Raw genomic sequence first — 23,477 nt, forward strand, 5'->3', positions numbered from 1 at the left:
GCTGCCTTGACATCCGCTCCGAACGTTTCAAAGCCGGGACAGTCCTCAATTTTCGCCATTCTGCATCACCCATATACATTTTATAGTTCATGAGCGATTGGCGAAATGTTGCTATGTCCGTTCTGTCTACATTTTATAATTCATGTTTATTTGATTATGGCAATACATAACCATGACACCAGAGTAGACTAATCTGGGCCATCCTGAACAGCCCATAAGAAAGCCATTTAGAGAATTTTCAAAATGAGTGTTGACTTTCTTTCTTATTGTGCTACAATGAAAATATCATTTAGAGATTTTTCAAAATAACAGGGGGGCAAAGGTGAAAGCACTGTGAGTTTACCTAATATTTTCAAAGCATTAAGTGATCCTGTCCGACGGGAGATACTACTGAAACTAAAACAAAAACGGAAGATGTCAGCCGGTGAAATTGCCGCAGAATTTGACTTGACTAATGCCACTATTTCATACCACCTTTCCACTCTAAAAAAGGCTGATTTGATTTTTGAAACACGCTATCAGAAATACATCTATTATGAAATCAATACATCGGTATTTGAAAGTGTTGTCATGTGGCTTATGCAATTTCAGGAGGATAAAGATGAACCCCAAAAATAAACGAACCTTGTTTCTGACAAGTACAATTTGCATTATTTTGTCCATCGTAGCATTCGCTCTGTCCCACATGGGCGAGGCCAGCAACGAAAACTATATTCTGCTCTATGTGATTGCCGTTTTGCTGAATATTGTTCTGAACCTTGCGCTTAGTATCAAAATCGCTTCGACAAACGGAGCCAAGGCGTTAGTATCTTTGGGTAAATGGATTATGCCGATTGCGGGAGTTGTATATTTGATCCCGCAGGTATATTCCGTACTTTTTCCCGCTAAGACTATGCAAGATACTTATTGGTATGTCTTTATTGGCATTTTATTTATTGTCAGCGGCAATTATTTCCCCAAAAACCACATCAACCCCTATATCGGGCTAAAGTTTCCATGGTTATTCAATGATGAAGAAGGCTGGTACAAGACGCATCGGCTGGGCGGCTACACATGGATATTAGCCGGTATTGTCAGCATTCTTCATCCACTACACAATCTTGTTTTTGTAACCGTTCCGCTAATCATTTTTCTGGTTGGCATTGTCCCGTTGGTCTATTCGCTTGTCCTCTATTTTAAGAGGAAACGAAGCAATTAAAGGAGGTAATACTTATGAAGTCCGCAACGAAGCATATTGTTATCAGCACCATTTTGTGTGCATTGACGCTGGTAGTCTTTCTCGCTTTCTATAACCGCCTGCCGGCGTCTATCCCCGTCCACTTTGATTCTACCGGAGTTGCAAATTCTTTCTGGCCCCGCAATGTTGTAGTGTTCGGCGTCCCTGTGGCTTGCGTCCTGCTGAACCTCATTTCTGGCTTTACCGTAAGGCAGAAAGAGAATGCAAAGCCGTATATGTACTATATCATGGCTGTTGTTGCATTCGTAGCAACGGGCATCATGATTTATTTGGGGATGAAGTGAATTTCCCCAACAAGAACTTTGGTGGCGGAACGGTTATTTTTTTTTGAGTTTCATTTTGAAATTTTTCTAAATAAAGACAAGGAATGCTATGTTACAAATCAAGAACTTATCCAAAAGCTACGGTGCGAAAAAGGCTGTAAGCAACCTTAGTTTTGTCGTGGAAGATGGCGACATAATGGGCTTCATCGGAAAGAATGGAGCTGGCAAAACCACAACATTGAAAGCCTGTTTAGGTATCATCGGCATTGACGAGGGAGAAATCCTTTTGGATGGAACTTCTGTCCTAAAAGAACCGTTGGCTTGTAAGCAGAAGATGGCGTATGTGCCAGATAATCCCCAGCTTGACGAGTATATGACAGGATTGCAGTATATCAACTTTATCTGTGATATTTACGAAGTACCGTCCAAGATGCGGAAACAAAACTTCGAGAAATTGGCCTTGGCTTTTCAGATGGGGCCGCATTTGAATAACTTGATTTCCTCTTACTCCCACGGCATGAAACAGAAACTTGCGCTGATTGCCGCCTTTTCACACACGCCTAAACTGCTGATATTGGATGAACCTTTCGTCGGATTAGACCCGGAGGCATTTGTGATCCTGAAAGAGCAGATGAAAGAACTCTGTGCAAGTGGAAATTCCGTTCTGTTTTCAAGCCATATTCTTGATGTGGTAGAAAAGGTGTGCAATAAAGTGTCCGTTATTAAGCATGGACAATTACTGTATTCCGGCAGGACAACAGAAATCGTTGGAACAAAGGGTTTGGAAGAAGTATTTATGGAGATGAATGGCGATGAAATTTCTGTTACCCCTACTAAGGAATAATCTTTTGCAGCTATCTCATGCCAATCAGCTTCGATATGCAGATACAAAGAACCGCACAAAAACGATCACTTTGTATATGCTTATAGCCGCGATCCTAATGGGATTGCTTGCATACCTGATTTACTCCTTGAAAATCATTTATTCTATTGCGTGGTCGTTGGAAGAAGTAGTCATAGAACTTGTTGTTCCTATGGCGCTAATCTGCGTGATACTCAATATTGCGATTAGTGTTTTTTGGGGAAGCGGCCTGCTCCTTAGCGATACTAACATTGACAGTGTGCTTGCGCTTCCAATTCCGCTGCGTACATTGATACTCTCAAAATTGAGTGTCTTGTTTATAGTTGAAGTAGCCCTTACTGCGGCTCTGCTGCTTCCTATGATGGTGCTGTTTGGCCTGACCGCAGATATGGGATTTCCGTTTTATCTAATTGTGCTTGAAATAACAATCCTCTTTCCTGTCATTCCCGGCCTTTTGGGAACAATGATCGGAACACAGATTTACCGCATCTTGAAAAGTTCCTCTGCTCGTATCGCCCGACTAAAGGCAGCGGCGGCTATTCTGGTTTTGTTTGCATTTATGATCTTTATGTTCTGCAAATTCCCTGATATAGCTGCCGGAAATTTTGGGGATGTTATTTCTACCTCGACTTTTACACTTTATGCAGGCCGGTATATTCACCGATTGCTTAACGGGGACTATCTGTTGATAGGTTTATACTTCGGCGGGGTATTCCTGATAGGCGTTACTCTGCTCTATGGTCTAATCAAAATATTTCGTAACTGGTATAGCAATGATGCAATACAAGGCTCAAAAAGTCAGCCCGTCGATTGGAACAAAGAAACCACGGAACAGCACAGCCCGGTATCTGCTCTTTTAGAAAGAGAGCGCACACGTTATTTTTCGCTTCCAGTATATCTAACCAATACCGCCTGCGGATTGCTTTTTGCTGCGGTCTTTGTTCTGCTGGTTGTTTTAATGTCGGATAAGATCACACCATACATTTATCAGTTGGCCGAATATTTTCAGGTGCCTTTTGCTGATTATGATGTGCTGTTCATATATGCTTTTTCTATCTTGACAACAATATCCTGCACAACCTATGTCAGTATTTCTATCGAGGGGAAACAGATTGAAATACTGAAATCCTTACCCATTGCGGCAAAGAGCCTCTTTCGAGTAAAGCTGCTGCACCATCTCTCAATGTCTGTACCGACAATTTTTGTTTTGAATACCATCATGGCATTGTATTTGCAATGGTCTTTCCCTAAAGCTATGCTGGGGTATGCTTTTCCTTTGCTATGTTCGGTGCTGATTGGAATGATAGGCTACATCTTAAATCTTATTTTCCCAAATTTTGAATGGGAGAATGTCACCCACATTATCAAGCAAAGCCTACCAGCGATTTTGACAGCATTGATTGGAGTTGTAGTTACCTGCGGAACGGCATATTTGTTGTTGAGATTTTTCCCAAGTTCTTTGTTTATCGGGAGTTGGATTGCCTGTGCAATCATTTTACTGTTGTTTTTAGCAATGGTGACGTGGGTAGACAAAAAAGGTCAGTATTTATATTACAAAGTTTAATCAAGGATTGAAGGGAGTTTTGATTATGTGGTTTATCTGGATTATGTGGGTGATTGTGGCAATCGCTATTATCGCTACGATTATCTTGTTGACGGGCAAAGGAAGTATGTTGGTTTCAGGATTTAATACGAAAAGCCCCGAAGAACGTGCGAAATACGATAAGGAAAAGGTAAGCAAGCAGACTGGATTGCTTATGATTTTCGTCGATGTTGGGTTGCTGGCCTTGACATCGTACATTCAATTTCGGGCCATCCCGGCGATACAGAATATCACTATTTCGGACTATGGCACGGAAATAACTATTGTCGCGCTGGGTATCTGTGCATATATCATTGTTATCGGCATTTGGGCTGCTATGCGTGGTTTCAAGAACTGCAAGAATGACGGTACAAAGCAATGATCGAAACATGGATATTGTGTCCAGTATGCGATTCCAAAACGCGAGTACGAATACGAGAAGATACAGTTCTTGAAAACTTCCCGTTGTACTGTCCCAAATGCAAGCATGAAACATTGATCTCCGCACGACAACTGAATATATCTGTTATCAAAGAGCCAGACGCACAGACGCAGAGCCGGTAATGCACAAGGTGAATTCACTTGTGATTATCGGTTCTTTTTTTCAGTATATGATGAGAACCTGCCCCGACTAAGGGGAAATAAAAAAGCCGTTGGTTGGAGCAGGTAATTTTACGCGCCCATTTTGAACCGGCGGCTTTTGAGAAAATCAAGGCCGCCGGCTCTTTTTGCTTATCAAAGCGTTTCATCGTCCGTATGGCGGCCATAGGAGGATGCCGCCATGCGCCTGATATTCTATCGAACGCCTAGCTTTGAACTGTCAAAAAAAGCCTTGCTCCCGCACAGGGTCAGCAGGGCTTTTACTATGTACTATACGATGTAGTTACTGCGCGTTTCGTGCTGTCATTATGCCCAGTTGGCCGTTTTCGGTCTGCTGGGCTTTTCTATTGTCGCCTGAAAATCTACCTGTTTCAAAAAATATTTTTGGAAATTTTCAAAAAAGCGGGTAGAATCGGGTATTTCAGGTGTCATATTAGCGGAAAGGGAAAAATCCACCCGACATCCCCACGGAAAGGGGGTGAGAAGATGGAAGCTATCCCTCGCAACGATGGCGAACAGTACCGATTCGATGCGTTCTGCAAAGCGGTGCTGCGAAATGAGGCCCGGAACTATCACCGAAATAAGAAACGTCTGCTTGACCGTGAAAAGTCATTCAGCGTTCTTTCGTTGGAAGAACTGGGGCAGCTCACGAGTGTAGACCATTATCCAAGTGAAGAATTTGTATTTTCATCCTACGGCTGTGATCTGCACATCGACAATGAACTTGTTGCCAATGCGTTTGCCGCTCTGCCAAAGCAAGAACAAAGCATTTTGATTCTGTTTTGCGTTCTGGAACTGGGCGATGGCGAGATTGGCGACCTCATGGGAATGTCCCGGAGTGCTGTACAGCGCCACCGGACAAAAACGCTGAATGAGCTGCGAAAAGAACTAAAGGCGCACTTGCCGGAGGGAGGTTAGGCGTAAATGAACTCCTATGAACACACGAGCAGAGATTTTTTACCGCTCTCGGTGATTCGCTCTGCCTGCGCTGGGGACACCGATGCAGTTGAACAGGTTTTGCGACATTACAGAGGTTATATCAACAAGCTCTGTACAGGCATTCTCTACGACAAGCACGGCCAGCCCCATGTGTGCATAGACGAGTACATGAAACGCCATCTGGAAATCAAACTTATTTCCTCTATTGTGACCAGAGCCGAAACGGTCTGACCCTTTCCACGTTTCGGGACAGCACCTTGAAAAATATGCCCGCAGGACAATGGCGGTGCATCATAGGGCAAACGGATACGTTGCTGTCTGTATCGAGCCGGACGGCGGGTGCGCCACGATGCTTTTCTCTGAAAAGCGGAGCGATTTCCACCCCGCCGCAATGCAAGCGCGGCTGCTTGCGGGCCATGACATACAGGCAGGCTGATACTCCCTTACCGTCAAAGTCCGAGCGTTCAGAGCGTCGCAGGCAATGAGTAGGGCTGCATGAGGAATGCAGGGGTGAGATTCCCGTGGGCTGCTGCCAGCAGCCATCCGTTGGCTCATTTTTTGATTTTTAAGAAAGGGGATTTTTACGATGCAAGCGAAAAAGACAAACCCTGAAAAAACAAAAAATCCAGAGATGCTTACTCTGGATTCGACTTATCGTATTGGCAATCGCTCCTTTATCGTTGAGCCGGTGTTCAAAGAAGAAAGCTCCCAGACCTTAGGAGAAGTTCTTCTCCGGCTGATGAAATCCGAAAGCGAAAAATTATAATGACCTTTCGGGAGGCAGCGGACAGAGAAAGCGGATTGTGTTATAATATAGGTGTACAAGTGAATTTGCTATTCGACTGTCCCAAGAAAGGAGCGAGTATGAAACAGTCGAGTAACAAGAAATCCCGTGAAGCAACCGCTTTTCTCTATGAGCGTCTTTCCCGTGATGATAATTTGGAGGGCGAGAGTTACAGCATCGGCAACCAAAAGAAGCTGCTCACCAAAGTTGCAAAGGAAAAAGGCTATACCAATCTGGTTCACTTTCTGGATGATGGCATTTCCGGCGTGACCATGAACCGTCCCGGTTTCGTTGAAATGATGCAGCAACTTGAACAAGGGAAAGCCGCCGCTGTGTTCGTCAAAGACCTTTCCCGTCTGGGCCGAAACTATATTGAGGTCGGACGGCTGACAGAAGAATTTTTCCCGGACCATGACATCCGACTTGTTGCCGTTTCGGACAACATCGACACGGCCGAGGGAGAAAACGAACTGGCACCCATCCGAAACCTGTTCAATGAGTGGTATGCCCGCGACATCAGCAAGAAACGCCGTATCAGTAATAAAATCAAAGGCAACTCCGGCGAACCGATGGGACTTCCTCCCTATGGGTATATCAAGGACCCGAACAATCCCAAGCATTGGGTCATTGATGAAGAAGCTGCACAAGCTGTCCGGCGCATTTTTGATATGACGTTGGAGGGCTTTGGCACGGAACAGATTGCCACCCAGTTTGAAAAGGAAGGCATCCTGACGCCGCAGGCCTACTGGATTCAGAAAGGCATCGGCCGTCCCGGAAGGAGCAAGATACGGCCCGCTACCAAGTGGAATGGCTCCACGATTACCCATCTTCTGTACCAGCAGGAGTATTGTGGTGATGTTCTGAACTTCAAAACCTACTCCAAGTCCTACAAGAACAAGAAGCGGATTCATAACGACCCGGAAAATTGGGTGGTGTTCCAAGATGTTCACGAACCCATTATTGAACGTGCCGTGTTTGAGCAGGTACAGCAGAAACGCGGAAAAATGCGCAAACGTCGTACCAGCAACGGAGAACACAATATGTTCTCTGGCTTACTTGTCTGCGCAGACTGCGGCTGCAATCTGCACTTCCACTTCAATCAGGGCAACCCGGAAATCAAGTATTTCAACTGCTCCAACTACAAGGGCAATCGCGGCACCTGCCAATCCACCCACTACATCAGGGTAGACTTTCTGGAAGAAGTGGTGCTGGGCGAAATTCGGCGGCTGACCAAGTTTGCCAGCCTCTATGAGGACGACTTTTTGAAGGCTGTTATCGGGCACTCCCAGCAGGCGGACGAAGCCGACCGCAAGCTGAAAGAGAAAGAGTTGAAAGCACTCCTTGCCCGTGATGAAGAACTGGACGGCCTCTTTGAGCGCATCTATGAGGACAATGTTTCCGGCAAGATCTCTGATGAACGCTTTTCCAGAATGTCCCGGAGATATGAGGACGAGCAAAAGGAGCTGACCGAGAAAATCAAACAGCTCCGCTCCGAAATCGAAAAGCAGAGCAGCCGAACTATGACAACGGATATGTTTATCAGTCTGGTTCGCAAGTACACCAGAGCAAAAAAGCTGACACCCCGGATGCTGAACGAACTGGTGGAAAAAATCGAAGTGTTCGATGCAGAAAAGGTCAACGGCGTGTGGGGGCAGCGGCTCCGCATTCACTACAACTGCGTGGGCACCATCGAGATTCCAAGCGCACTTCCTTTACCGACACCTGATGTGTCGGTGAATACAAGAAAAGGCGTAGTTGTGAACTACGCCCCCTGTGATGTCGCTATTTAGCAAATAAAAAATGACGAATGCTCTTTAACAGCTAAATGCTGTAAGAACATTCGTCATGGTGCGGATAAGAGGACTTGAACCTCCACCGAGTTGCCCCGATTAGAACCTGAATCTAACGCGTCTGCCAATTCCGCCATATCCGCATATTCTGTTTTGTTCGTGAGCTGTGTTGCTCGGAACGATAGTTATTATACCAGATATGGCAGAATTGTCAAGCATTTTTTCAAAAAAACTTTTTTCTCACTGCAAAGCGTCATACTTTCGCGAAAAAAGCCCTCTGCAGGCCGATTTTCCGGCGGTGCAGAGGGTCGGAGTTTCTTTGTTTTTTTCTTCAGCAGGCAGCCGTGCCGGAGGCCAGCAGATCAGACTTTGCCCCACACCAGCCACAGGTACGCATAGCCTGCCAGCACTGCAGCCAGCGTAAAGGGCACGCCGATGCGCAGGAAGTCGCGGGTGGTGACGGTCTCGCCGTTTTTGCGCAGAATGCCAATGGCCGCGATATTGGCCGAAGCACCGATCGGCGTCAAGTTGCCGCCCAGAGTGGCACCGGTGAGCAGGCCGAAGTAAAACACGTAGGGTTCCACGCCCACGCCATCGTTCATCAGGGCGGCGATGCTCTGCACCACCGGCAGCATGGCGGCCACGTAAGGGATGTTATCGATGAAGGCCGAAAGCACCACCGACACCACCACCAGCAGGGTGAACAGCCGGAAGGGACTTTCCCCTGCCACGGCATGGAACAGCCGGGCTGCTGCGTCGATAACACCCGCCGCGTGGATGCCCGCGATCACGATGAACAAGCCGAACAACAGCAGCAGGGTGTCGCAGTCCAGCTCGCCCAGCACATGCGCCAGCGGCTTGGCCGACCCTGCCCGCAGGCAGGCGCGCGCCACGCCAAACAGGCACAGCCCCATGCACACAAGACCGCTGCGCAGCTCGTACACCGTGTGCAGCGGCCCGGCTGCAGGCTCCGGCAGGAAAGATGCCGCGATCAGCAGGCCTACCGTCAGCAGCATCAGGGCAGTGGGCACATCGTCCTCCACCTCAGTCTCCACCTTTGCACAGACCGGCTGGGTCTCACGGCGGAACAGCCACATCAGCACCGCCAGCGATGCCAGTGCGCCCAGCTCCACGCCCCAGAAGATGCCCGGACGGCCCCGCATCCAGAAGAAATCGAAGAAGTTCATGTCGGCAAAGCTGCCCAGCAGGATGCTGGTGGTGTCGCCCACCAGCGTGGCCGCGCCCTGCAGGTTGGAGGACACCGCAATGGCAATGAGCACCGGCACCGGCGAGATCTTCAGCTTGCGGGCAATGGCAAGGCCCACCGGTGCCACCATGAGCACCGTGGCCACATTGTCCACAAAAGCACTGATGACACCGGAAAACAGCGCCAGCATACACACCGCCCACTTGACATCCGGCACACAGACGATCAGCATTTCCGCCAGGCGGGCAGGCATTTTGCTCTCGATGAACAGTGCCACCGTACCCATGGTGCCCGCCATCATGAGCAGCACATTATAATCCACGGCCTGCAGCGCGGCGCGGAGTGAAAACTCGTAGACCCCTGCCTCGCCCAGCACAATAAAGAGCACCGCACTGCACAGTGCCACCCACGGGCGGTACTGCTGCAGCTGCAGCATCAATACATAGGTAACAGCAAACAGGATCAGTGCAAGTATCATTCGTTGATCTCCCCGCTGCGGGCATCCTCGTCGATCATGCGGTAGCCCACGCCCAGCTCATTGAGGATATAGGCATTGCTGCCCGGACGGCTGCCCAGCTTTTTGCGGATATTGGCCATGTTCACCTGCAGCTTTTTGGTGCTGCCGATGTCGGTATCGCCCCAGATGGCCTTGACGATGGCCGCATAGGTCATCACGCGGCCCGCGTGCTGGGAAAGGAACGCCACGATGTTGTATTCGGTCTGGGTCAGCTTGATCTCCTGCTCGTCCACGAACACCTTACGGCGGTCATAGTTGATGCGCATTCCCTGTGCGCGGAACTCACCCGCCGGGGCATTGCCGCCGTGCATGGCACTGTAGCGGTTCAGCCGCAGGGCAGCGCGCACGCGGGCCAGCAGTTCGCCGGTGCTGAAGGGCTTGGTGATGTAATCATTGGCACCCAGATCCAGCGCTTCGATCTTATCCATCTCGTCGGTGCGGGCCGAGAGCACCACGATGGGGGTCATATACTTCTGCCGCACGGTGCGGATGAATTCCAGCCCGTCCCGGTCCGGCAGGCCCAGATCCAGAATGACCAGATCCGGGTTGTGGGAGGCGAACAGGGTCAGGCCCATGGTACAGGTATGGGCCACCAGAGCCTGATAATCGTTGGTAGTGAGCAGCGTTTCGATAAAGCTGCAGATATTTGCCTCATCCTCTACGATCAGGACCTTGAATTTGTTATTGCTCATCTTCTGCATCCTCCATTTCAATTTCTTCGGTCTCCAGCCAGAAGCGGATGGTCGTTCCCTCACCCAGACGGCTCTCGGCCTTGATCTCGCCGCCGTGCGCCTTGATGATGGCCGCACACACCGAAAGGCCGATGCCCATGCCGTGCTTGCGGCTGTCTGCCGGTACATCTGGGTCGGTGCCGCCGGTGCCGGAGAACAGCGTTTTCAGCCGTTCTCTGGGGATGCCGCAGCCATTGTCCGTCACCTCGAACACCGCACGATTGCCCACCGTGAACACCTTCAAGGTCAGTTTTGTCATGCCCTCGGCGTGCAGAGCGGCATTTTCCAGCAGGTTCATCAGCACCTGCTGGATCAGCATAGAATCCATGGGGATCACGATAAAGGCATCCGGCGTTTCCAGCTCCACCGGGATCTCCGGGTAGCGCTTGCGGAACTTGACCAGCACCGTATCCAGCAGTTCGTCCAGCACAGTGGGGGTCTTTTGCACCGTCACCTTCTCGCTGTCGATGCGGGTGACGGAAAGCAGATTCTCCACCATGCGGGTCAGCCACTGGGCATCGCTGCAGGCTTCGCCAAGCAGTTTAATGGTCTTTTCCTTATCCAGCGAGTCATAATTTTCGATCACAGTGGAGCAGGCACCGTAGATGGAGGTGAGCGGGGTGCGCAGATCGTGAGAAACCGCGCGCAGAAGATTTGCACGCATCTTCTCCTTCTCGCTTTCCATACGCAGCTGTTCCTGTTTTTTGATGCGGGTGGTGAGGGTGCTGGTCATGATGGACACCACCAGCATCACAAGGCCGGAGAACAGGTTTTCCGACAGGGTAAAGTTGAAGGCGAAATACGGTGAGAGGAAGGCAAAGTTCACTGCCAGCACGCTGATGAGCGAAGCCGCCACGCCCCACGCATAACCTTCTGTATACATAGAGGTAACGAATACTGCCAGCATAAAGATAAGCATTGCCACGCCCTCAATGCGGCCCATAACGGCCTGTGTAAGCATCACCATGGCATAGGCGGCGAACAGAGCCAGCAGCATTACGGTGGCATCCCGCACAAGCGTCTGTTTTTTCATGCACATTCCCCTTCCCAAATAATATATTCCGTTTCCCGCATTATACCATAGAAAAACTAAAGATACAGTAAAAATCCTTTGCCGTAAAGAGGGACGTGATTTGACACTCCCTCTCCCCCGTAGTAGAATAGCCTTATCAACACTTTATCTCACTGGATCAGGAGTAACGATATGCTGTATTTCGAGAACGACTACTGTGAGGGTGCACACCCTGCCATCCTGCAAAAGCTGGCCGAGACCAACTTTGAAAAGGTGCCCGGCTATGGCACCGACCCCTACTGCGCCAGCGCCAAAGCAAAGATTTGCGCTGCCTGCGGCTGCCCGGATGCAGACGTGACCTTCATCTCCGGCGGCACCCAGACCAACGCCATCGTCATTGCGTCCATGCTGCAGCGCTGGCAGGGCGTGATGGCTGCTGTCACCGCCCATGTGGCTGCACACGAAGCCGGTGCCATTGAGTATACCGGCCACAAGGTCATCGCCCTGCCCGCCCACGAGGGCAAGGTGAGCGCCGCCGATGTGCGCGACTGGTGCGCCACCTTCTATGCCGATGCCAACCACGACCACATGGTGTTCCCCGGCATGGTATATATCTCTCACCCGTCCGAGTACGGCACCCTGTACACCAAGGCTGAGCTGGAAGAGCTGCACGCTGTGTGTCAGGAGTACCACATGCCCCTGTTCATGGACGGCGCACGCCTGGGCTACGGTTTGATGGCCAAGGGCACCGATGTTACCCTGCAGGATATCGCCCGCCTGACCGATGTGTTCTACATCGGCGGCACCAAGGTGGGCGCGCTGTGCGGCGAGGCCGTGGTGTTCCCCCACGGCGCACCGGCCCACTTTATGACTATGGTCAAGCAGCAGGGCGCGCTGCTTGCCAAGGGCCGTCTGATGGGCCTGCAGTTCGATGTGCTGTTCACCGATGATCTGTACACCCGCATCAGCCGGAACGCCATCGAGACCGCCGACCGTCTGAAGGAGGGCCTTGCTGCCAAGGGCTACCGCTTCTATATGGAGTCGCCCACCAATCAGGTGTTCCCCATTCTGGAAAACAGCCAGCTGGAAGCGCTGGAGCCTCTGGCAAAGTTCGGCTTCTGGGAGAAGTACGACGACACCCACACCGTGATGCGCATTGCCACCAGCTGGGCCACCCGCATGGAGGAGATCGAGCAGTTGATCGACCTGATGTGACCCTGCCGAAGATTTTTGGCGGTTTTATGCGGGATACCAATTGCAATTTCTTTCACAATGTGGTATCTTTTGGGTAGACCAATGGGTTGGAGCCGGTGGGCCTTGCAGGACAGCGCTTCGGCCAGCTGGCTCTATGAAATGATCGGAAAGAAGGTATTTTACATGGGATTTTTTGATAAGCTGTTCGGCGGCAAGGCCGAGCAGGAAGAGACCGCCAAATTCTTTGGTCAGAGCAAGACCGTTCTGACCCCCATCCGCGGCAAGGTGCTGGCACAGGCCGACATCCCCGACGAGACCTTTGCACAGGGCATCCTTGGCCCCGGCTGCGGCATCGAGCCCACCGGCAAGACCGTGTATGCTCCGTTTGACGGCACCGTGGAACAGGTGGCTTCCACCCTGCACGCCGTGGGCCTGACCAGCGAGGACGGCATCGAGATCCTGATCCATGTTGGCATGGACACTGTGGAGATGCAGGGCAAGGGCTTCAAGGCACTGGTCAAGGTGGGCGATAAGGTCAAGGCCGGCACCCCGCTGCTGAAGGTGGATCTGGACGCCATCCGCGCCGCAGGCCATCCCACCGCTACCGCCATCATCGTGACCAACGGCGATGACATGGGCGAGCTGAAGATGCTGGCCGAGGGCGATGTGCTGGCCGGCACCCCGCTGTTCAAGTTCTGATTTCTGCACAGCAAAAGGCGTGCACTTCCGCAAAGGAGGTGCACGCCTTTTTGATTTCCCGATCTTACTGGCCGCCCGGCTTGTAGTGCAGCACCCGCTCCGACACCAACCCGTTGAAGAACTGGATGAAGGGCCCCAGGCAGAAGGCACAGATCAGCGTACCGATGCCCACAAGGCCGCCCAGCAGCCAGCACAGCAGCGCACACAGTGCATCGGTGAACACGCGGCAGCCGAAGTACGGCACCGGGGTGTAGTCCCGCAGGCCCAGCGAGAGGTAATCGTACGGGGCGATGCCCAGATCTGCCGTCTGGTACAGCGAAGCCCCCAGCGCCGTGACCGGCACCGCCAGCGCCACCCACAGCAGCTGCACCGGCAGGCCCAGCGCCTCGGCCGGGCCAAAGTGGGCTGCAATGGGGTCGTAGAAGGCCGTGACAATGAACCCGACGCCAATGCCGTTGACAAAGGTGCCAAGGCCGATGTACTTGCGCCCGAACCAGAACTGCAGTGCAAAGAACAGGATGTTCGTGCACAGGTTCTGCACGCCCAGCGAGATGCCCAGCATCTCGGCCAGACGCATATTCAGTGCGCTGATGGAGTCGTTGCCAAGGTGAGACTGCTTGAACAGTGCAATGCCCAGCCCGATGATCACAATACCGACCACCATGCCGAGGATGCGCCGCGCCGAGGGCATCTGCGGGTTCTTTTTCATGATTCTGTTCTCCTTTTTTGCACCAGTTTTACAACGTTCGTTGAAAGCTCAGCGGTGAAGCTGCGTTTCGATCCTTGCCCTGTCCAGCCCCTCGCCGATGACGATGAGCACATCCTGCCCCTGCGGGATGGGTTCCAGTGTTCTGCCGGCAGCGGTGGCGTTCAGCTCCAGCCAGCCGGTGGTGCCCTGCGGGTCCGGTGCAAAGCCCTTCACCCGCAGCACATGACCGCAGGCGGCATCCGCAAACAGGTGGTCGGCAGCGGCCTGCAGCTGCTGCAGCGTCAGGTGCTGCTCCAGAAAGCACAGAGAGCTGAAGGCTTCGTGCTCATCAAAATGCATCTTTTCGCAGCTGGCCTGCCTGCAGCCGCAGGCCGCAATGGCGGCAAGGTCGGCATCGGTAAGCCGTGCCCAGTCCTTGGTGATGATTTCTTCCGGCGCAAAGCGGCGGGAGCACTTGCAGCCCTCCAGCGCACGGGTCAGGTGGGCCACGGCGGCAGCGGTCTGCTGCTGCCCGGCCAGCTGGGTACGGCTGACCAGCACCCGGCCCGCATTGGATGTCTCGGATGCCAGCACGTACTCAGCCTGCGGCGAAAGCGTTTCCGGCAGCATGGCATCCACTATGGCGATCACATTGCCGATGTGATACCAGCGGTCCAGCGGGTCGTCCCGCAGTACATCAAAAAACTCGTCCACATCAAAGATGCCGCTGGGTTCCACCACCACCCGGTCGAACCCGCGCATGGCCATAGCAATAAGCTTGGTGCGCATCCGGCGTTGATGGGTGTCGCAGTCGCATCCGCCGCTGATGGTCTCAAGGTCGCAGTTCGGGCCAAGAAGGTCCTGCACCAGCATGGCATCCACGTTCACCGCGCCGAAGTCGTTTTCCAGAATGCAGACGTTGTGGCCCTGTGCCACCAGATACCGGACATACCGGCGCAGAAAGGTGGTTTTGCCTGCACCCAGAAAGCCGGTGATAAGGTCTACCTGTACCATAATAAAAAAGCACCCCCTGTGCTGTTGTTTGCCCGATCCCAGTATACCGCAGCAAACTGCAATACGCCAGTAGCAGATGCAAAAGCCCCGCATTTCTGCGGGACTTTTTATGTTCGTATTCAGCCGCTGTCGGATGCAGAGCTGTACTCGGCAATGATTTTGCGGGCGGCAGGTGCCATTTGGGCCGGTACGGCGGCAGGCTTTGCAAGGAAGTAGCCCTGCAGCGCATCCGCGCCCAGCTCTATGACCTTGCGCAGTTCGGCGGCGGTCTCCACGCCCTCGGCAATGATCTGCATACTGCGCGGGTGGGCATAGGCCACGATGTTCTGCACGATCTGCTGCTTGTCCGGGTCGGTATCGATGCCGCGGATGATGGCTATATCCACCTTGATGAACCGGGGCGAAAGCTCCAGCAGGCTGTTCTCGTTGGCAAAGCCGCTGCCGTAATCGTCCAGCGCGAACATGCCGGAGAAGCCCGGCGCATGGCGCTTGGCCTCCAGTGCTTCGTGGTCGATCTCCTCTTCCTCGGTGATCTCAATGACCATCTGGCGGCACAGCTCATGCCAGCGGCTTTCCATATACTCGCTGTCCTCTCTGGGCAGGCAGACGCTTGCAATGGAGTTGATGAACAGCATCGTGTCCCTGCGCACAAGGCCCTCGCTGCGCAGGTGGTCGAAGGTCTCCAGCGACTTGAAGAAGGTCAGCCGCTCGATCTCGCACAGTGCGCCCTGCTCCCGCGCCAGCTTCATGATGGTAGCGGGCGAGCGCAGCGCTTCCCTATCGGAGCGCATCAGGGCTTCGTAGGCCATCACCTTGCCGGTGCGGGCCGAGAAGATAGGCTGGAATACATAGTACACCCGCTCCTCGGTAAGCAGCTGCTGGAAGTCGCGTCTCAGCTGTGCGGCCTGTGCTTCCTGCTGGTAGATCTCCATGCTGAACTCTTCCAGATGTCCCTTGTTGGTGCGCTTGACCTGATAGAGGGCAAAGTCGGCATACTTTTTCAGGGTGTCCATATCGGTGCCGCTGGCCGGGTACCATGCCACACCGCCGGAAATGCTGATACGCAGCTCATTGCCGCTGGGCAGGATGGCAACGCTCTTCTGCATAGCGCTGCTCAGGGTGCGGATCTTCTCACGGATCTGATCCTGACTGGAATAGCCGTAGAACAGCAGCACGAACTCATCGCCGGAAAGGCGGGACACCACAGTGCCGTTGGGCGTGTTCTCAGCAAGGCAGCGACCCGTGCGGTGGATGTACTGGTCGCCCCAGTCGTGGCCGTAGGTATCGTTGATGTGCTTGAGGTTGTCCAGATCCATCATCAGCAGAGCTGCAACGCCCAGCTGGTGCGGATCGCGGAACAGCTCTTCGCTCACGCGGTGGAAGGCCTGACGGTTATACAGGCCGGTCAGGATATCGTAATCGCGTTCGTGCTCAATACGCATGCGCTCCAGCGTGGCGGCGGTAACGTCCTCAGCCAGACCCACCTGCGTGGTCTGGTCGTTGGTGACGCGCAGCATGATGTAGCGGGTCTCGCCCTCCTTGCGGATGGTGAGCATCTTGTCCCCCTCTGCCGTAGTGGTGCAGGGATGGGAAAGTTGGATGTGGCTCAGCTTTTCCTCAAAGCGGCGCACACTCAGGAAGCAATCCTTGGGCTGGGGGGCACCCAGCAGCGCAAAAAAGTTATCGGTAACATACACACTGCCAGTGTCGAACCGCAGCTCATAGCCGCCCAGCTCCACACTGGCCATGTCCATGATGCGCAAAAACTTTGTGGAGTTGTTCAGCAGCTCGCTGTTCAAGCTGGTCAGTGCATCGGCCAGACGGTCCAGCTCCCGGATGTTGGTATGGGACAGCTGCGGGAACTGCTTTTTCTCCTGCCCGTCCACCACTTCGTGATACAGCAGCTCCACCGGATGGGCCAGATTGCGGGCAACGACCAGACTGCCCAGCGCGCCCAGCACCAGCGTAAACGCAATGGCAATGGCGATCACGCTGCGCACATTGTCTGCAAAGGCAAACAGCACCTTGCTGTTCACGGTGCCGATCAGCAGCCAGCGCTCATTGGAAAACGGCGCGTTGCGGCTGTACAGGGTAATGGGCAGGGCCACGGCATAATAGTCTTTATTCCGTAGCGTCAGCCAGTACTCGTCCGCCCGGAGTTCGCAGTTCATCATGCCGGCCGGTGCTTCCAAAGCGGTCACGTCCTCGCTGGAAGTGACCGCCTTGCTGACGATAAAGGAGGTATCTTTCTCATCAGCAGTGGTGGAGACTAAGAAGTAGGTGCCGGTATTGCCGTCCTGCAGTTCACTGTAAGGCAGCTTTGTCTGCAGGTAACTGGTAAGCAGCTCCACACCCACCACACCGTAGATTGTGCCGTCCGGCAGGATCAGCGGCTGGGAGTAGGCAATGGCGGTGCGGCTGTCGTCGCCTATCTTATAGACACTGGTGGTCCAGCGGCCGTAATCCTCAGCGTTCAGCCTTGCGCCGTCCTCCCACGCGGTCTGGAAGGGAGTCTTGAAAAAGCCGTTGCCCTTCAGGCCGTAGTAGCGCAAGGTGGGCTGCCAGCTTTTATCGGTGGTGATGCTCAGCTTTTTGACCACCGCCGAGCTGCCGCGCTCGATCATCAGATCGGCGTTGTCCCCCGAAGGGCGGGCATCCGGGTCCAGATCCCGCAGGTAGATGCCGGGCAGGCCGCAGCCCACATCAAGGTTGTACAGATTCACGGTGTTCAGTACCACAAAGATGCCACTGACCGGTTTTGCTCGCAGGGTGCTCACCAACTCCGGCGCAATGGCCGTGAGCAGTGCGTCGCTCTTCTCACGGCTCGTGTTCAGTTCGGCCAGATCGAGCTGGCCTTCTTCCTGCATGGCAAGAACGGTATTGTTGATGTGCTCCGACAGATCGGTCAGGTTCTGTGCATCCTGCATCAGGTCCTGCACGTAGCTGACGCGGTTGCGCACCTGCATGTTGAGCATGTCCTTGGCGTTCTGGTTCAGCCTGCCGTCCACATTGGTAATGGTAATGCTGACTGCCAGCAGCACCACCTCTACCTGCATCACCAGCATCATGGCGCTAAAAATGGTGCGGAAGATAGGCCTGCCCGTTTTTTTGCGCCGGGCGGCATCCGTATCCTTCTGTCTGCACAGCATCACCATCACCTCTCTTCCTCAGCGTGTTCCGTCGGCTCAGCCCTCGTACCGTTTGAGCTGGCTGCAGATATCCTGATACCATGCCTCAAAGTGATCGTCGGTCAGGAACTCGGCTTCTGCGTCCGCAGCGCTCTGACCCTCGGCGATGCGCTGCTCCACGGTCTCGCGGTCCGCAGCGGCAAGGTCACTCAGGCCGTATTCCAGCACCTTGCGGGCGCTGCTGCCGCCTGCAAAGGCGTGGGGCGTGTACAGGCGGTTGCCGTTCACGGTATCTACGGCAGCGGTCAGGATCTGCTCCATGCTGTCGTTCAGGGTCAGGCCGCTGGAGGTGATCGTATCCATGCTGTTGGCTTCCCTGGTAACAGGCAGATAGCCGGAACCCACCGCAAAGGCAATGTTGTTTTCCGGCTGGACGAACCACTTGAGGAACTCCACCGAAGCTTCGATCTCTTCCTCCTTGCCAGCAGTCACCACCATGCCGGCACCCTGCTGCACGGCAACCTTTTCGCCGTCTGCAAACTCCGGGCTGGGCAGCGCCTTCATGCTGATATCGTGGCTCTCGTTGGCATCGTTCGTCACCCGCGCGGGGAAGAAGGTAGCGCTGGAACAGGAGCCAACATAGCCCAGCACGTTGCCGGCCTTGATATCGTCACTGCGGAAGCGGCCGCTGGCGGCAAACCAGCCCTTGACGAAGGGCACGTAGTAGTTATCCCACAGCTTGCGGGCCGCATCGTGCTCAAAGTTGACGGTCATTTTGCCGTTCTTCACCTCAAAGATGGTGCCGCCCAGCTGCTGTGCGCCCACCAGCATGTAGTTTGCCATAGCATCGCGGCCGAACAGGGCCTTGCCGTCGTCCGGGGCAGCGGTCTGGGCATCGGTCCAGTTGTAGTATTTTTCAGCGGTGTCTACCAGACCTTCCACGGTGGCAAGGTCGTCGTAGCTGGCACCGGTGGCCTCGGCAAAGGGCTGCCAGTCGGTGTCGTTGAAGAGCATCACCTCGGTGGATTTTGCCACCGGGAAGATCTTTACGCTGCCGTTGGCGTCAAAGTCGCCCTCAGAGAGGTAGCCGTCAATAAACTGGGCCTTCTCGTCATCGGTCAGGTAGGGTGCAAGATCCACCACCATATCCATCTGATCCAGCGCATAGACCGTATCGGCATAAGCCGAGAACACGTTGGGCATGGCGGGCGCACCCACCTTGCCTTCGGCAGCATCCATCACGCTCTGTTCCAGATCGTTCACGCTGCCCTGACTCTCGGTGGACACCACGATGCCCTTCTCGGCACCCACGGTCTCGTTGAACTTGTCCACAAGATCGGTAAAGCTTTCCAGCTGGTCGCCGTTATAATAAGTCCACACCGTAATGTTGGTCACCTGCGTGGTCTTTGCATTCTGGGCGCTGCTGCCGCAGCCAACGCAGCCAAGGGCCAGTGCCGCGGCGCACAGCCCGGACACGACCGCTTTGAGATATTTTTTCATCAAATCCCCCCTGAGAGCGCTCACGCAGCAGGACGTTCCGGCTGCCATATCACCCGACTATACCTAGTCTATCATACCACCTTTTTCCGGGTGCGTAAACAAAATCCGGCAAAAATCTTCACAATCACAAGAAAGCGGAAGAACTTTCCACCCATCGGAACAAAAAGCACAGCCCTTCCCATTGGCTGGGAAAAGCTGTGCTTTGCAGCTGTTATTCGGTTTTTTCTGCCGGGACGGTGGACACAGTGATCTGCTCATAATCCGCACTGTGGGCAAGATAAACGCTCAGGTCACCGGTGTTGGTGGTCTCCATGCCGTCCAGCTTTGTGCAGGCGCAAAGGCCGAAGGCCAGCACATCCATGCCGGCAGCAGCGCCCTGCCAGAATTTATCCTCGCAGCCGGGCTTTGCCCAGCGCCGCGGCAGATACTGCACAAAGCCCACAGCCGTCAACAATTCATCCGCCTCGGCCAGCTGGGCCTCGGCAGCGGCATCGTCCAGCATATCCCTGCCCGCGCAGCGCTGCAGGATGACATGGCACACCGGGCGGCGTGTGGCCTCCAGCACCGAGTGGCGGAAACCGTAGCGGGAGACGTTCTTTTTGCCGTACAGCAGGATGAAGCCCATGCTGTTGCGGCTGTCCGCCCGCAGGAAGCCGTGGGTGATGTAGGGCATCTGCTGGGTATAGTTGAGGGTATCCAGCGTGCAGAAATCCAGCGGTTCCAGCGAGTACAGCTCCAGATCGTACCGGGTGATGTGGGAGCGGTTGTAGAACGGCATGTTCGCGCCGTTGATGTCCGCCGGGCAGGTGCGCATGGTGACAGGCGCGTTCTCGGCCACATGGTAACAGTTGCGGATGAGCCGCAGCAGGTGGTCGATATCGCTGCCGTTGGTAATGGAAGCCGAGCCACCGCCCAGACGGATGGCCTGCACCTCGCAGTCGGCAAAGTCAGCAGCGTTGGCCCTAAGCTCCAGCGCCATGGCCAGCACATATTCATGCAGCATTTCGGTGTTGCGGCCCTCGATCAGGGTGCGTCCGTTGAAGGACGGCTTCCGGGTGATGAAGGGGAAATTCAGCTTCATCACCACCGGGTGAAGCGGGGTAGTTTCCATAATTATATGACCTCCGTCAACAGCAATGCCGCACCGGAAGCAGAGGTTTGCCCTGCCCCGGCGCGGCACCGAGAAGAAAGAAAAAACCGTTTAGGATGGGCTTGCGGTACCGACAGCTTTATTCTATCGGACAGCAGCCCGTTTGGCAAGAGAAATTATGCCTTTGCCTGTGCGATGCAGTCGGCCACAGCCTCCTGCACAGCCTTGACAGAGAAGCTCAGAGTGGAAGAGGTGATGGCATCCACGCTGGTATCGCCCTGGCTCTCCACAACGGCAGCTGCCATGCTGGAGCGCAGGTCGTCCTTCATCAGGTCCTCGTTGCCGGAAGAGGTGATCTTGCAGTCGGTGATGGCATCCTCGCTGAAGGTCATGGTAACGGTGACGGTGCTGTAGCTGGAGTTCTTGGAGGAGGTGTAGGTACCGGCATAGTATTTGCCGTTGGTGGTACGCTCCTCGGCAGAGTTCTCGCCGCCAATGCCGTTGTCCAGATCGTTCTTGACATACTCAGCAGCCAGGTAACCGGTCACGAATGCACTGCCACAGCTGTTGCCTGCGGTGGGGGTGTGGTACTGCACACCGTAGCGCTGGCCGCAGCAGTTGCCGACAGCGTACAGGCCGGGGATGGGTGCCTTGGCACCGGTCAGAACGCGGTACTCACCGTCAGTGCAGACAGCAGCATGCTGGCACAGGCCGCCGGAGGGGTTGCCGCCGGTAACGGCAGAAGCTGCGAAGAAGGGAGGATCCTGGATCTTGAAGTGCATCATGGATGCGTCTGCGCCCCAGTCGGAGTCGTAACCGGCATCGCACATCTCGTTCCAGTGCTTCACTTCGTCCAGGAAGCCCTGCTTTGCGTCACCCTCATAGCCCATGATGTCGGCCAGCTCTTCCAGAGTGTCGGCAGCATACAGGGTGGTGGGGTCGTTGCCGTAGCGGGCAAATGCCTGCACGGAGAAGCCGTCGGGGCCGGTCTTGTAGTTGGCCATATCCTTGCGGACCTTCTCCAGCATGTACTCGTTGCTGCGATCCATGGCCTGATGGTCGTAGGCCTGATACTCGCAGTATGCATCCCAGTTGGAGTCGGTGACGCAGACCATCTTCTGGCCTTCGGGCATCATATCCAGATAGCCCACGGAGCCGTGGCGGGTGATGGTCTCATTGAAGAAACGCTTGCCGTCGTTGCCAAAGATGGGCCAGATGCCGCCGAAGGGGAAGGACGGACGGCTGTTGATGCCGGCTGCCTGACCTGCACGGGGGCCTGCCTCCATGGTAGCGCCTGCCCACATCATCATACGGATGCCGGAGCCATCACGGCCCATGGAAGAAACGTTGTTCACATCGGTGCGGTCCTTGCCGTAAGACCATGCCAGATTGCGCAGGGTATCGCACAGGTCCAGACGCATGTCCGGGTTGCCTCCAAAGTCGCCTGCTGCCACGATGACAGCGTCGGCGTTGACCTGGAAGTACTTGCCGTCGATATCGGTGAAGATGGCACCGGTGACCTTGCCATTGTCGTGTACGAGGGTCAGGCCCTGAGCGCCGTAGATGTACTCACAGCCCTTCTCCACAGCCTTCTGCTGCAGCAGTCGCACGGTATACGGCCACATGTTGTTGTTGGTGTTGGTCTCGGTGCCGGTATCACGCCACTGGGTCATGCCAACGTAGTAGTAGCTGTGGCTGCAGGGGTTCTGAAAGTGCTTGTTGCCCTTGTAGTTCACAGCGTGAGCGTACTTTGCAACATAGTCGGGATCCAGCTCAGCCAGCATCCAGTCCAGAGCTTCGCCGGAACGGGTGGCGTAATCCTTGACGATCTTCTGGTTTGCGTGGCCCAGAGCCTTGACCATGTACTCGGTGAAGATGTCCATGGGGTCGTACTTCTCGGCACCCTTGTCCAGGAAGAACTTGGAGTTGTAGGTGGTCAGGTCGCAGGCGTAGTTGTCGTACTCTTCCCAGGTCTGCACCTCGCAGCAGATGGTGTCCAGACCCTCTTCTGCACAGCGCAGGGCAGCGGCAGTACCAGCCTGACCAGCACCGATGACCAGGACCTCGCAGTCCTTGGTGTACTCCACCTTATCGGCCAGCTGCGGCTCGTCGCCCAGCCATGCGGGCTTGTTGTTCATGAACTGCTCTTCCGGAATGTTCAGAGGATCGACCATGCCCACCATCATGGAACCCATGATGTCGCCGTTGCCCTTCTGCTCGATGTACTCCTCAGGAGTTTCGGGAGCCTTGGCATCCGGGTTGGAGCCGCGGTTGGACTGGCAGTAGCTGGTGGCAAAGATGTCGTCCCAGGTAATGGTGGAAGCGGCAGCAGCCGGTGCTTCGGAAGCAGCGGCACTGCCTGCTGCAGAGGAAGCAACAGCACTGCTTGCGCTGTTGGAGCAGCCGGACAGTGCGCCTGCAGCGGCAGCGCCCAGAGCGCTGAGAGCCGATGCGCGGATGAAGTTTCTGCGCGAGATCTTGTTCATAGTGCGGAACCCTTTCTTTTCTCTTCTTGTCTTCTTTTCTCAAAACATTTTGCTGCACAGGACACAGTTTGATGTTTTTTTGACGATATTCATTATAATTAAATCTTTACCAAAAGAGAAATTCAATTTTCCCGTTTGCAGTTATTCAGTTTTT

At 54.2% G+C, this 23,477-nt stretch carries 22 protein-coding genes and 1 tRNA gene; 13 read left to right on the forward strand and 10 right to left on the reverse strand.

The features are described 5' to 3' along the window. Positions 1 to 333: 333 nt before the first annotated feature. The 11 genes from DWV57_RS06845 to DWV57_RS06900 all read left to right on the forward strand — a co-directional run bounded on the left by DWV57_RS06845 (position 334) and on the right by DWV57_RS06900 (position 8,057). Positions 334 to 618, forward strand: a complete 285-nt coding sequence (locus tag DWV57_RS06845; protein ID WP_040342330.1) for an autorepressor SdpR family transcription factor — start codon at positions 334 to 336, stop codon at positions 616 to 618. Continuing rightward, complete coding sequence (locus tag DWV57_RS06850) at positions 602 to 1,198, forward strand: SdpI family protein (protein WP_120020352.1); 597 nt, start codon at positions 602 to 604, stop codon at positions 1,196 to 1,198. The genes DWV57_RS06845 and DWV57_RS06850 overlap by 17 nt, the downstream gene beginning before the upstream one ends. A gap of 14 nt (positions 1,199 to 1,212) precedes the next feature. Beyond that, the gene (locus DWV57_RS06855) at positions 1,213 to 1,521 is read left to right on the forward strand and encodes a DUF1648 domain-containing protein (RefSeq protein ID WP_117948264.1); all 309 of its coding nucleotides are present in this window, start codon (positions 1,213 to 1,215) and stop codon (positions 1,519 to 1,521) included. Positions 1,522 to 1,609: 88 nt separating this feature from the next. Further along, a complete protein-coding gene (locus DWV57_RS06860; protein WP_117948265.1) occupies positions 1,610 to 2,344 on the forward strand; it encodes an ABC transporter ATP-binding protein in 735 nt (244 codons plus the stop codon). Continuing rightward, complete coding sequence (locus DWV57_RS06865) at positions 2,313 to 3,926, forward strand: hypothetical protein (protein WP_120020353.1); 1,614 nt, start codon at positions 2,313 to 2,315, stop codon at positions 3,924 to 3,926. The genes DWV57_RS06860 and DWV57_RS06865 overlap by 32 nt, the downstream gene beginning before the upstream one ends. A gap of 25 nt (positions 3,927 to 3,951) precedes the next feature. Beyond that, on the forward strand, positions 3,952 to 4,326 hold the full coding sequence (locus tag DWV57_RS06870) for a DUF3784 domain-containing protein (protein WP_117948267.1): 375 nt from the start codon (positions 3,952 to 3,954) through the stop codon (positions 4,324 to 4,326). Further along, positions 4,323 to 4,508 carry a cysteine-rich KTR domain-containing protein gene (locus tag DWV57_RS06875; RefSeq protein WP_117948268.1) on the forward strand — a complete coding sequence of 62 codons (186 nt, stop codon included), beginning with the start codon at positions 4,323 to 4,325 and terminating at the stop codon, positions 4,506 to 4,508. Before DWV57_RS06870 ends, DWV57_RS06875 begins: the two co-directional genes overlap by 4 nt. Before the next feature lie 522 nt (positions 4,509 to 5,030). Then, positions 5,031 to 5,462 carry a sigma-70 family RNA polymerase sigma factor gene (locus tag DWV57_RS06880; protein ID WP_120020354.1) on the forward strand — a complete coding sequence of 144 codons (432 nt, stop codon included), beginning with the start codon at positions 5,031 to 5,033 and terminating at the stop codon, positions 5,460 to 5,462. Positions 5,463 to 5,468: 6 nt separating this feature from the next. Further along, entirely contained in the window at positions 5,469 to 5,714 is a 246-nt protein-coding gene (locus tag DWV57_RS06885; RefSeq protein WP_117477652.1) for a helix-turn-helix domain-containing protein, read from the forward strand. Positions 5,715 to 6,069: 355 nt separating this feature from the next. Beyond that, positions 6,070 to 6,249, forward strand: a complete 180-nt coding sequence (locus DWV57_RS06895; protein ID WP_005927535.1) for a hypothetical protein — start codon at positions 6,070 to 6,072, stop codon at positions 6,247 to 6,249. Between the two features lie 98 nt (positions 6,250 to 6,347). Then, positions 6,348 to 8,057 carry a recombinase family protein gene (locus DWV57_RS06900; protein ID WP_120020355.1) on the forward strand — a complete coding sequence of 570 codons (1,710 nt, stop codon included), beginning with the start codon at positions 6,348 to 6,350 and terminating at the stop codon, positions 8,055 to 8,057. Positions 8,058 to 8,113: 56 nt separating this feature from the next. Here DWV57_RS06900 and DWV57_RS06905 read toward each other — a convergent pair. The 4 genes from DWV57_RS06905 to DWV57_RS06920 all read right to left on the reverse strand — a co-directional run bounded on the left by DWV57_RS06905 (position 8,114) and on the right by DWV57_RS06920 (position 11,545). Next, positions 8,114 to 8,200, reverse strand: a tRNA-Leu gene (locus DWV57_RS06905). 219 nt (positions 8,201 to 8,419) lie between these two features. Then, positions 8,420 to 9,742 carry an SLC13 family permease gene (locus DWV57_RS06910; protein ID WP_120020356.1) on the reverse strand — a complete coding sequence of 441 codons (1,323 nt, stop codon included), beginning with the start codon at positions 9,740 to 9,742 and terminating at the stop codon, positions 8,420 to 8,422. Next, a complete protein-coding gene (locus DWV57_RS06915; protein ID WP_044954127.1) occupies positions 9,739 to 10,473 on the reverse strand; it encodes a response regulator transcription factor in 735 nt (244 codons plus the stop codon). The genes DWV57_RS06910 and DWV57_RS06915 overlap by 4 nt, the downstream gene beginning before the upstream one ends. Continuing rightward, a complete protein-coding gene (locus DWV57_RS06920; protein ID WP_005944943.1) occupies positions 10,463 to 11,545 on the reverse strand; it encodes an ATP-binding protein in 1,083 nt (360 codons plus the stop codon). Before DWV57_RS06920 ends, DWV57_RS06915 begins: the two co-directional genes overlap by 11 nt. A 171-nt stretch (positions 11,546 to 11,716) precedes the next feature. Here DWV57_RS06920 and DWV57_RS06925 point away from each other — a divergent pair, with 171 nt between their 5' ends. Further along, complete coding sequence (locus DWV57_RS06925; RefSeq protein WP_120020357.1) at positions 11,717 to 12,739, forward strand: aminotransferase class I/II-fold pyridoxal phosphate-dependent enzyme; 1,023 nt, start codon at positions 11,717 to 11,719, stop codon at positions 12,737 to 12,739. 162 nt (positions 12,740 to 12,901) lie between these two features. Then, entirely contained in the window at positions 12,902 to 13,417 is a 516-nt protein-coding gene (locus DWV57_RS06930) for a PTS glucose transporter subunit IIA (RefSeq protein ID WP_120020436.1), read from the forward strand. 64 nt (positions 13,418 to 13,481) lie between these two features. On the opposite strand, the gene DWV57_RS06935 is transcribed toward DWV57_RS06930, so the two are convergent. The 6 genes from DWV57_RS06935 to DWV57_RS06960 form a co-directional block, all read right to left on the reverse strand. Next, entirely contained in the window at positions 13,482 to 14,126 is a 645-nt protein-coding gene (locus DWV57_RS06935) for a hypothetical protein (protein ID WP_097777278.1), read from the reverse strand. A 48-nt stretch (positions 14,127 to 14,174) separates the two neighbouring features. After that, complete coding sequence (locus DWV57_RS06940; protein ID WP_120020358.1) at positions 14,175 to 15,119, reverse strand: GTP-binding protein; 945 nt, start codon at positions 15,117 to 15,119, stop codon at positions 14,175 to 14,177. Between the two features lie 119 nt (positions 15,120 to 15,238). After that, complete coding sequence (locus DWV57_RS06945) at positions 15,239 to 18,268, reverse strand: EAL domain-containing protein (protein ID WP_243112318.1); 3,030 nt, start codon at positions 18,266 to 18,268, stop codon at positions 15,239 to 15,241. 36 nt (positions 18,269 to 18,304) lie between these two features. Next, complete coding sequence (locus DWV57_RS06950) at positions 18,305 to 19,747, reverse strand: extracellular solute-binding protein (protein WP_120020360.1); 1,443 nt, start codon at positions 19,745 to 19,747, stop codon at positions 18,305 to 18,307. 211 nt (positions 19,748 to 19,958) lie between these two features. Next, a complete protein-coding gene (locus tag DWV57_RS06955; RefSeq protein ID WP_120020361.1) occupies positions 19,959 to 20,858 on the reverse strand; it encodes a hypothetical protein in 900 nt (299 codons plus the stop codon). 155 nt (positions 20,859 to 21,013) lie between these two features. Further along, the gene (locus DWV57_RS06960; protein ID WP_120020362.1) at positions 21,014 to 23,323 is read right to left on the reverse strand and encodes an FAD-binding protein; all 2,310 of its coding nucleotides are present in this window, start codon (positions 23,321 to 23,323) and stop codon (positions 21,014 to 21,016) included. Positions 23,324 to 23,477: the final 154 nt, after the last annotated feature.

The organism is Faecalibacterium sp. AF10-46 (genome assembly GCF_003604105.1).
Classification (GTDB): Bacteria; Bacillota; Clostridia; order Oscillospirales; family Ruminococcaceae; genus Faecalibacterium; species Faecalibacterium taiwanense.

What these genes read in the sequence shown, in the direction of transcription:
- DWV57_RS06850 (WP_120020352.1), top strand. Translation starts at nt 602, where the DNA reads ATGAACCCCAAAAATAAACGAACCTTGTTTCTGACAAGTACAATTTGC.
- DWV57_RS06855 (WP_117948264.1), top strand. Translation starts at nt 1,213, where the DNA reads ATGAAGTCCGCAACGAAGCATATTGTTATCAGCACCATTTTGTGTGCA.
- DWV57_RS06860 (WP_117948265.1), top strand. Translation starts at nt 1,610, where the DNA reads ATGTTACAAATCAAGAACTTATCCAAAAGCTACGGTGCGAAAAAGGCT.
- DWV57_RS06865 (WP_120020353.1), top strand. Translation starts at nt 2,313, where the DNA reads ATGAAATTTCTGTTACCCCTACTAAGGAATAATCTTTTGCAGCTATCT.
- DWV57_RS06870 (WP_117948267.1), top strand. Translation starts at nt 3,952, where the DNA reads ATGTGGTTTATCTGGATTATGTGGGTGATTGTGGCAATCGCTATTATC.
- DWV57_RS06875 (WP_117948268.1), top strand. Translation starts at nt 4,323, where the DNA reads ATGATCGAAACATGGATATTGTGTCCAGTATGCGATTCCAAAACGCGA.
- DWV57_RS06880 (WP_120020354.1), top strand. Translation starts at nt 5,031, where the DNA reads ATGGAAGCTATCCCTCGCAACGATGGCGAACAGTACCGATTCGATGCG.
- DWV57_RS06885 (WP_117477652.1), top strand. Translation starts at nt 5,469, where the DNA reads ATGAACTCCTATGAACACACGAGCAGAGATTTTTTACCGCTCTCGGTG.
- DWV57_RS06895 (WP_005927535.1), top strand. Translation starts at nt 6,070, where the DNA reads ATGCAAGCGAAAAAGACAAACCCTGAAAAAACAAAAAATCCAGAGATG.
- DWV57_RS06900 (WP_120020355.1), top strand. Translation starts at nt 6,348, where the DNA reads ATGAAACAGTCGAGTAACAAGAAATCCCGTGAAGCAACCGCTTTTCTC.
- DWV57_RS06910 (WP_120020356.1), bottom strand. Translation starts at nt 9,742, where the DNA reads ATGATACTTGCACTGATCCTGTTTGCTGTTACCTATGTATTGATGCTG.
- DWV57_RS06915 (WP_044954127.1), bottom strand. Translation starts at nt 10,473, where the DNA reads ATGAGCAATAACAAATTCAAGGTCCTGATCGTAGAGGATGAGGCAAAT.
- DWV57_RS06920 (WP_005944943.1), bottom strand. Translation starts at nt 11,545, where the DNA reads ATGAAAAAACAGACGCTTGTGCGGGATGCCACCGTAATGCTGCTGGCT.
- DWV57_RS06925 (WP_120020357.1), top strand. Translation starts at nt 11,717, where the DNA reads ATGCTGTATTTCGAGAACGACTACTGTGAGGGTGCACACCCTGCCATC.
- DWV57_RS06930 (WP_120020436.1), top strand. Translation starts at nt 12,902, where the DNA reads ATGGGATTTTTTGATAAGCTGTTCGGCGGCAAGGCCGAGCAGGAAGAG.
- DWV57_RS06935 (WP_097777278.1), bottom strand. Translation starts at nt 14,126, where the DNA reads ATGAAAAAGAACCCGCAGATGCCCTCGGCGCGGCGCATCCTCGGCATG.
- DWV57_RS06940 (WP_120020358.1), bottom strand. Translation starts at nt 15,119, where the DNA reads ATGGTACAGGTAGACCTTATCACCGGCTTTCTGGGTGCAGGCAAAACC.
- DWV57_RS06945 (WP_243112318.1), bottom strand. Translation starts at nt 18,268, where the DNA reads ATGCTGTGCAGACAGAAGGATACGGATGCCGCCCGGCGCAAAAAAACG.
- DWV57_RS06950 (WP_120020360.1), bottom strand. Translation starts at nt 19,747, where the DNA reads ATGAAAAAATATCTCAAAGCGGTCGTGTCCGGGCTGTGCGCCGCGGCA.
- DWV57_RS06955 (WP_120020361.1), bottom strand. Translation starts at nt 20,858, where the DNA reads ATGGAAACTACCCCGCTTCACCCGGTGGTGATGAAGCTGAATTTCCCC.
- DWV57_RS06960 (WP_120020362.1), bottom strand. Translation starts at nt 23,323, where the DNA reads ATGAACAAGATCTCGCGCAGAAACTTCATCCGCGCATCGGCTCTCAGC.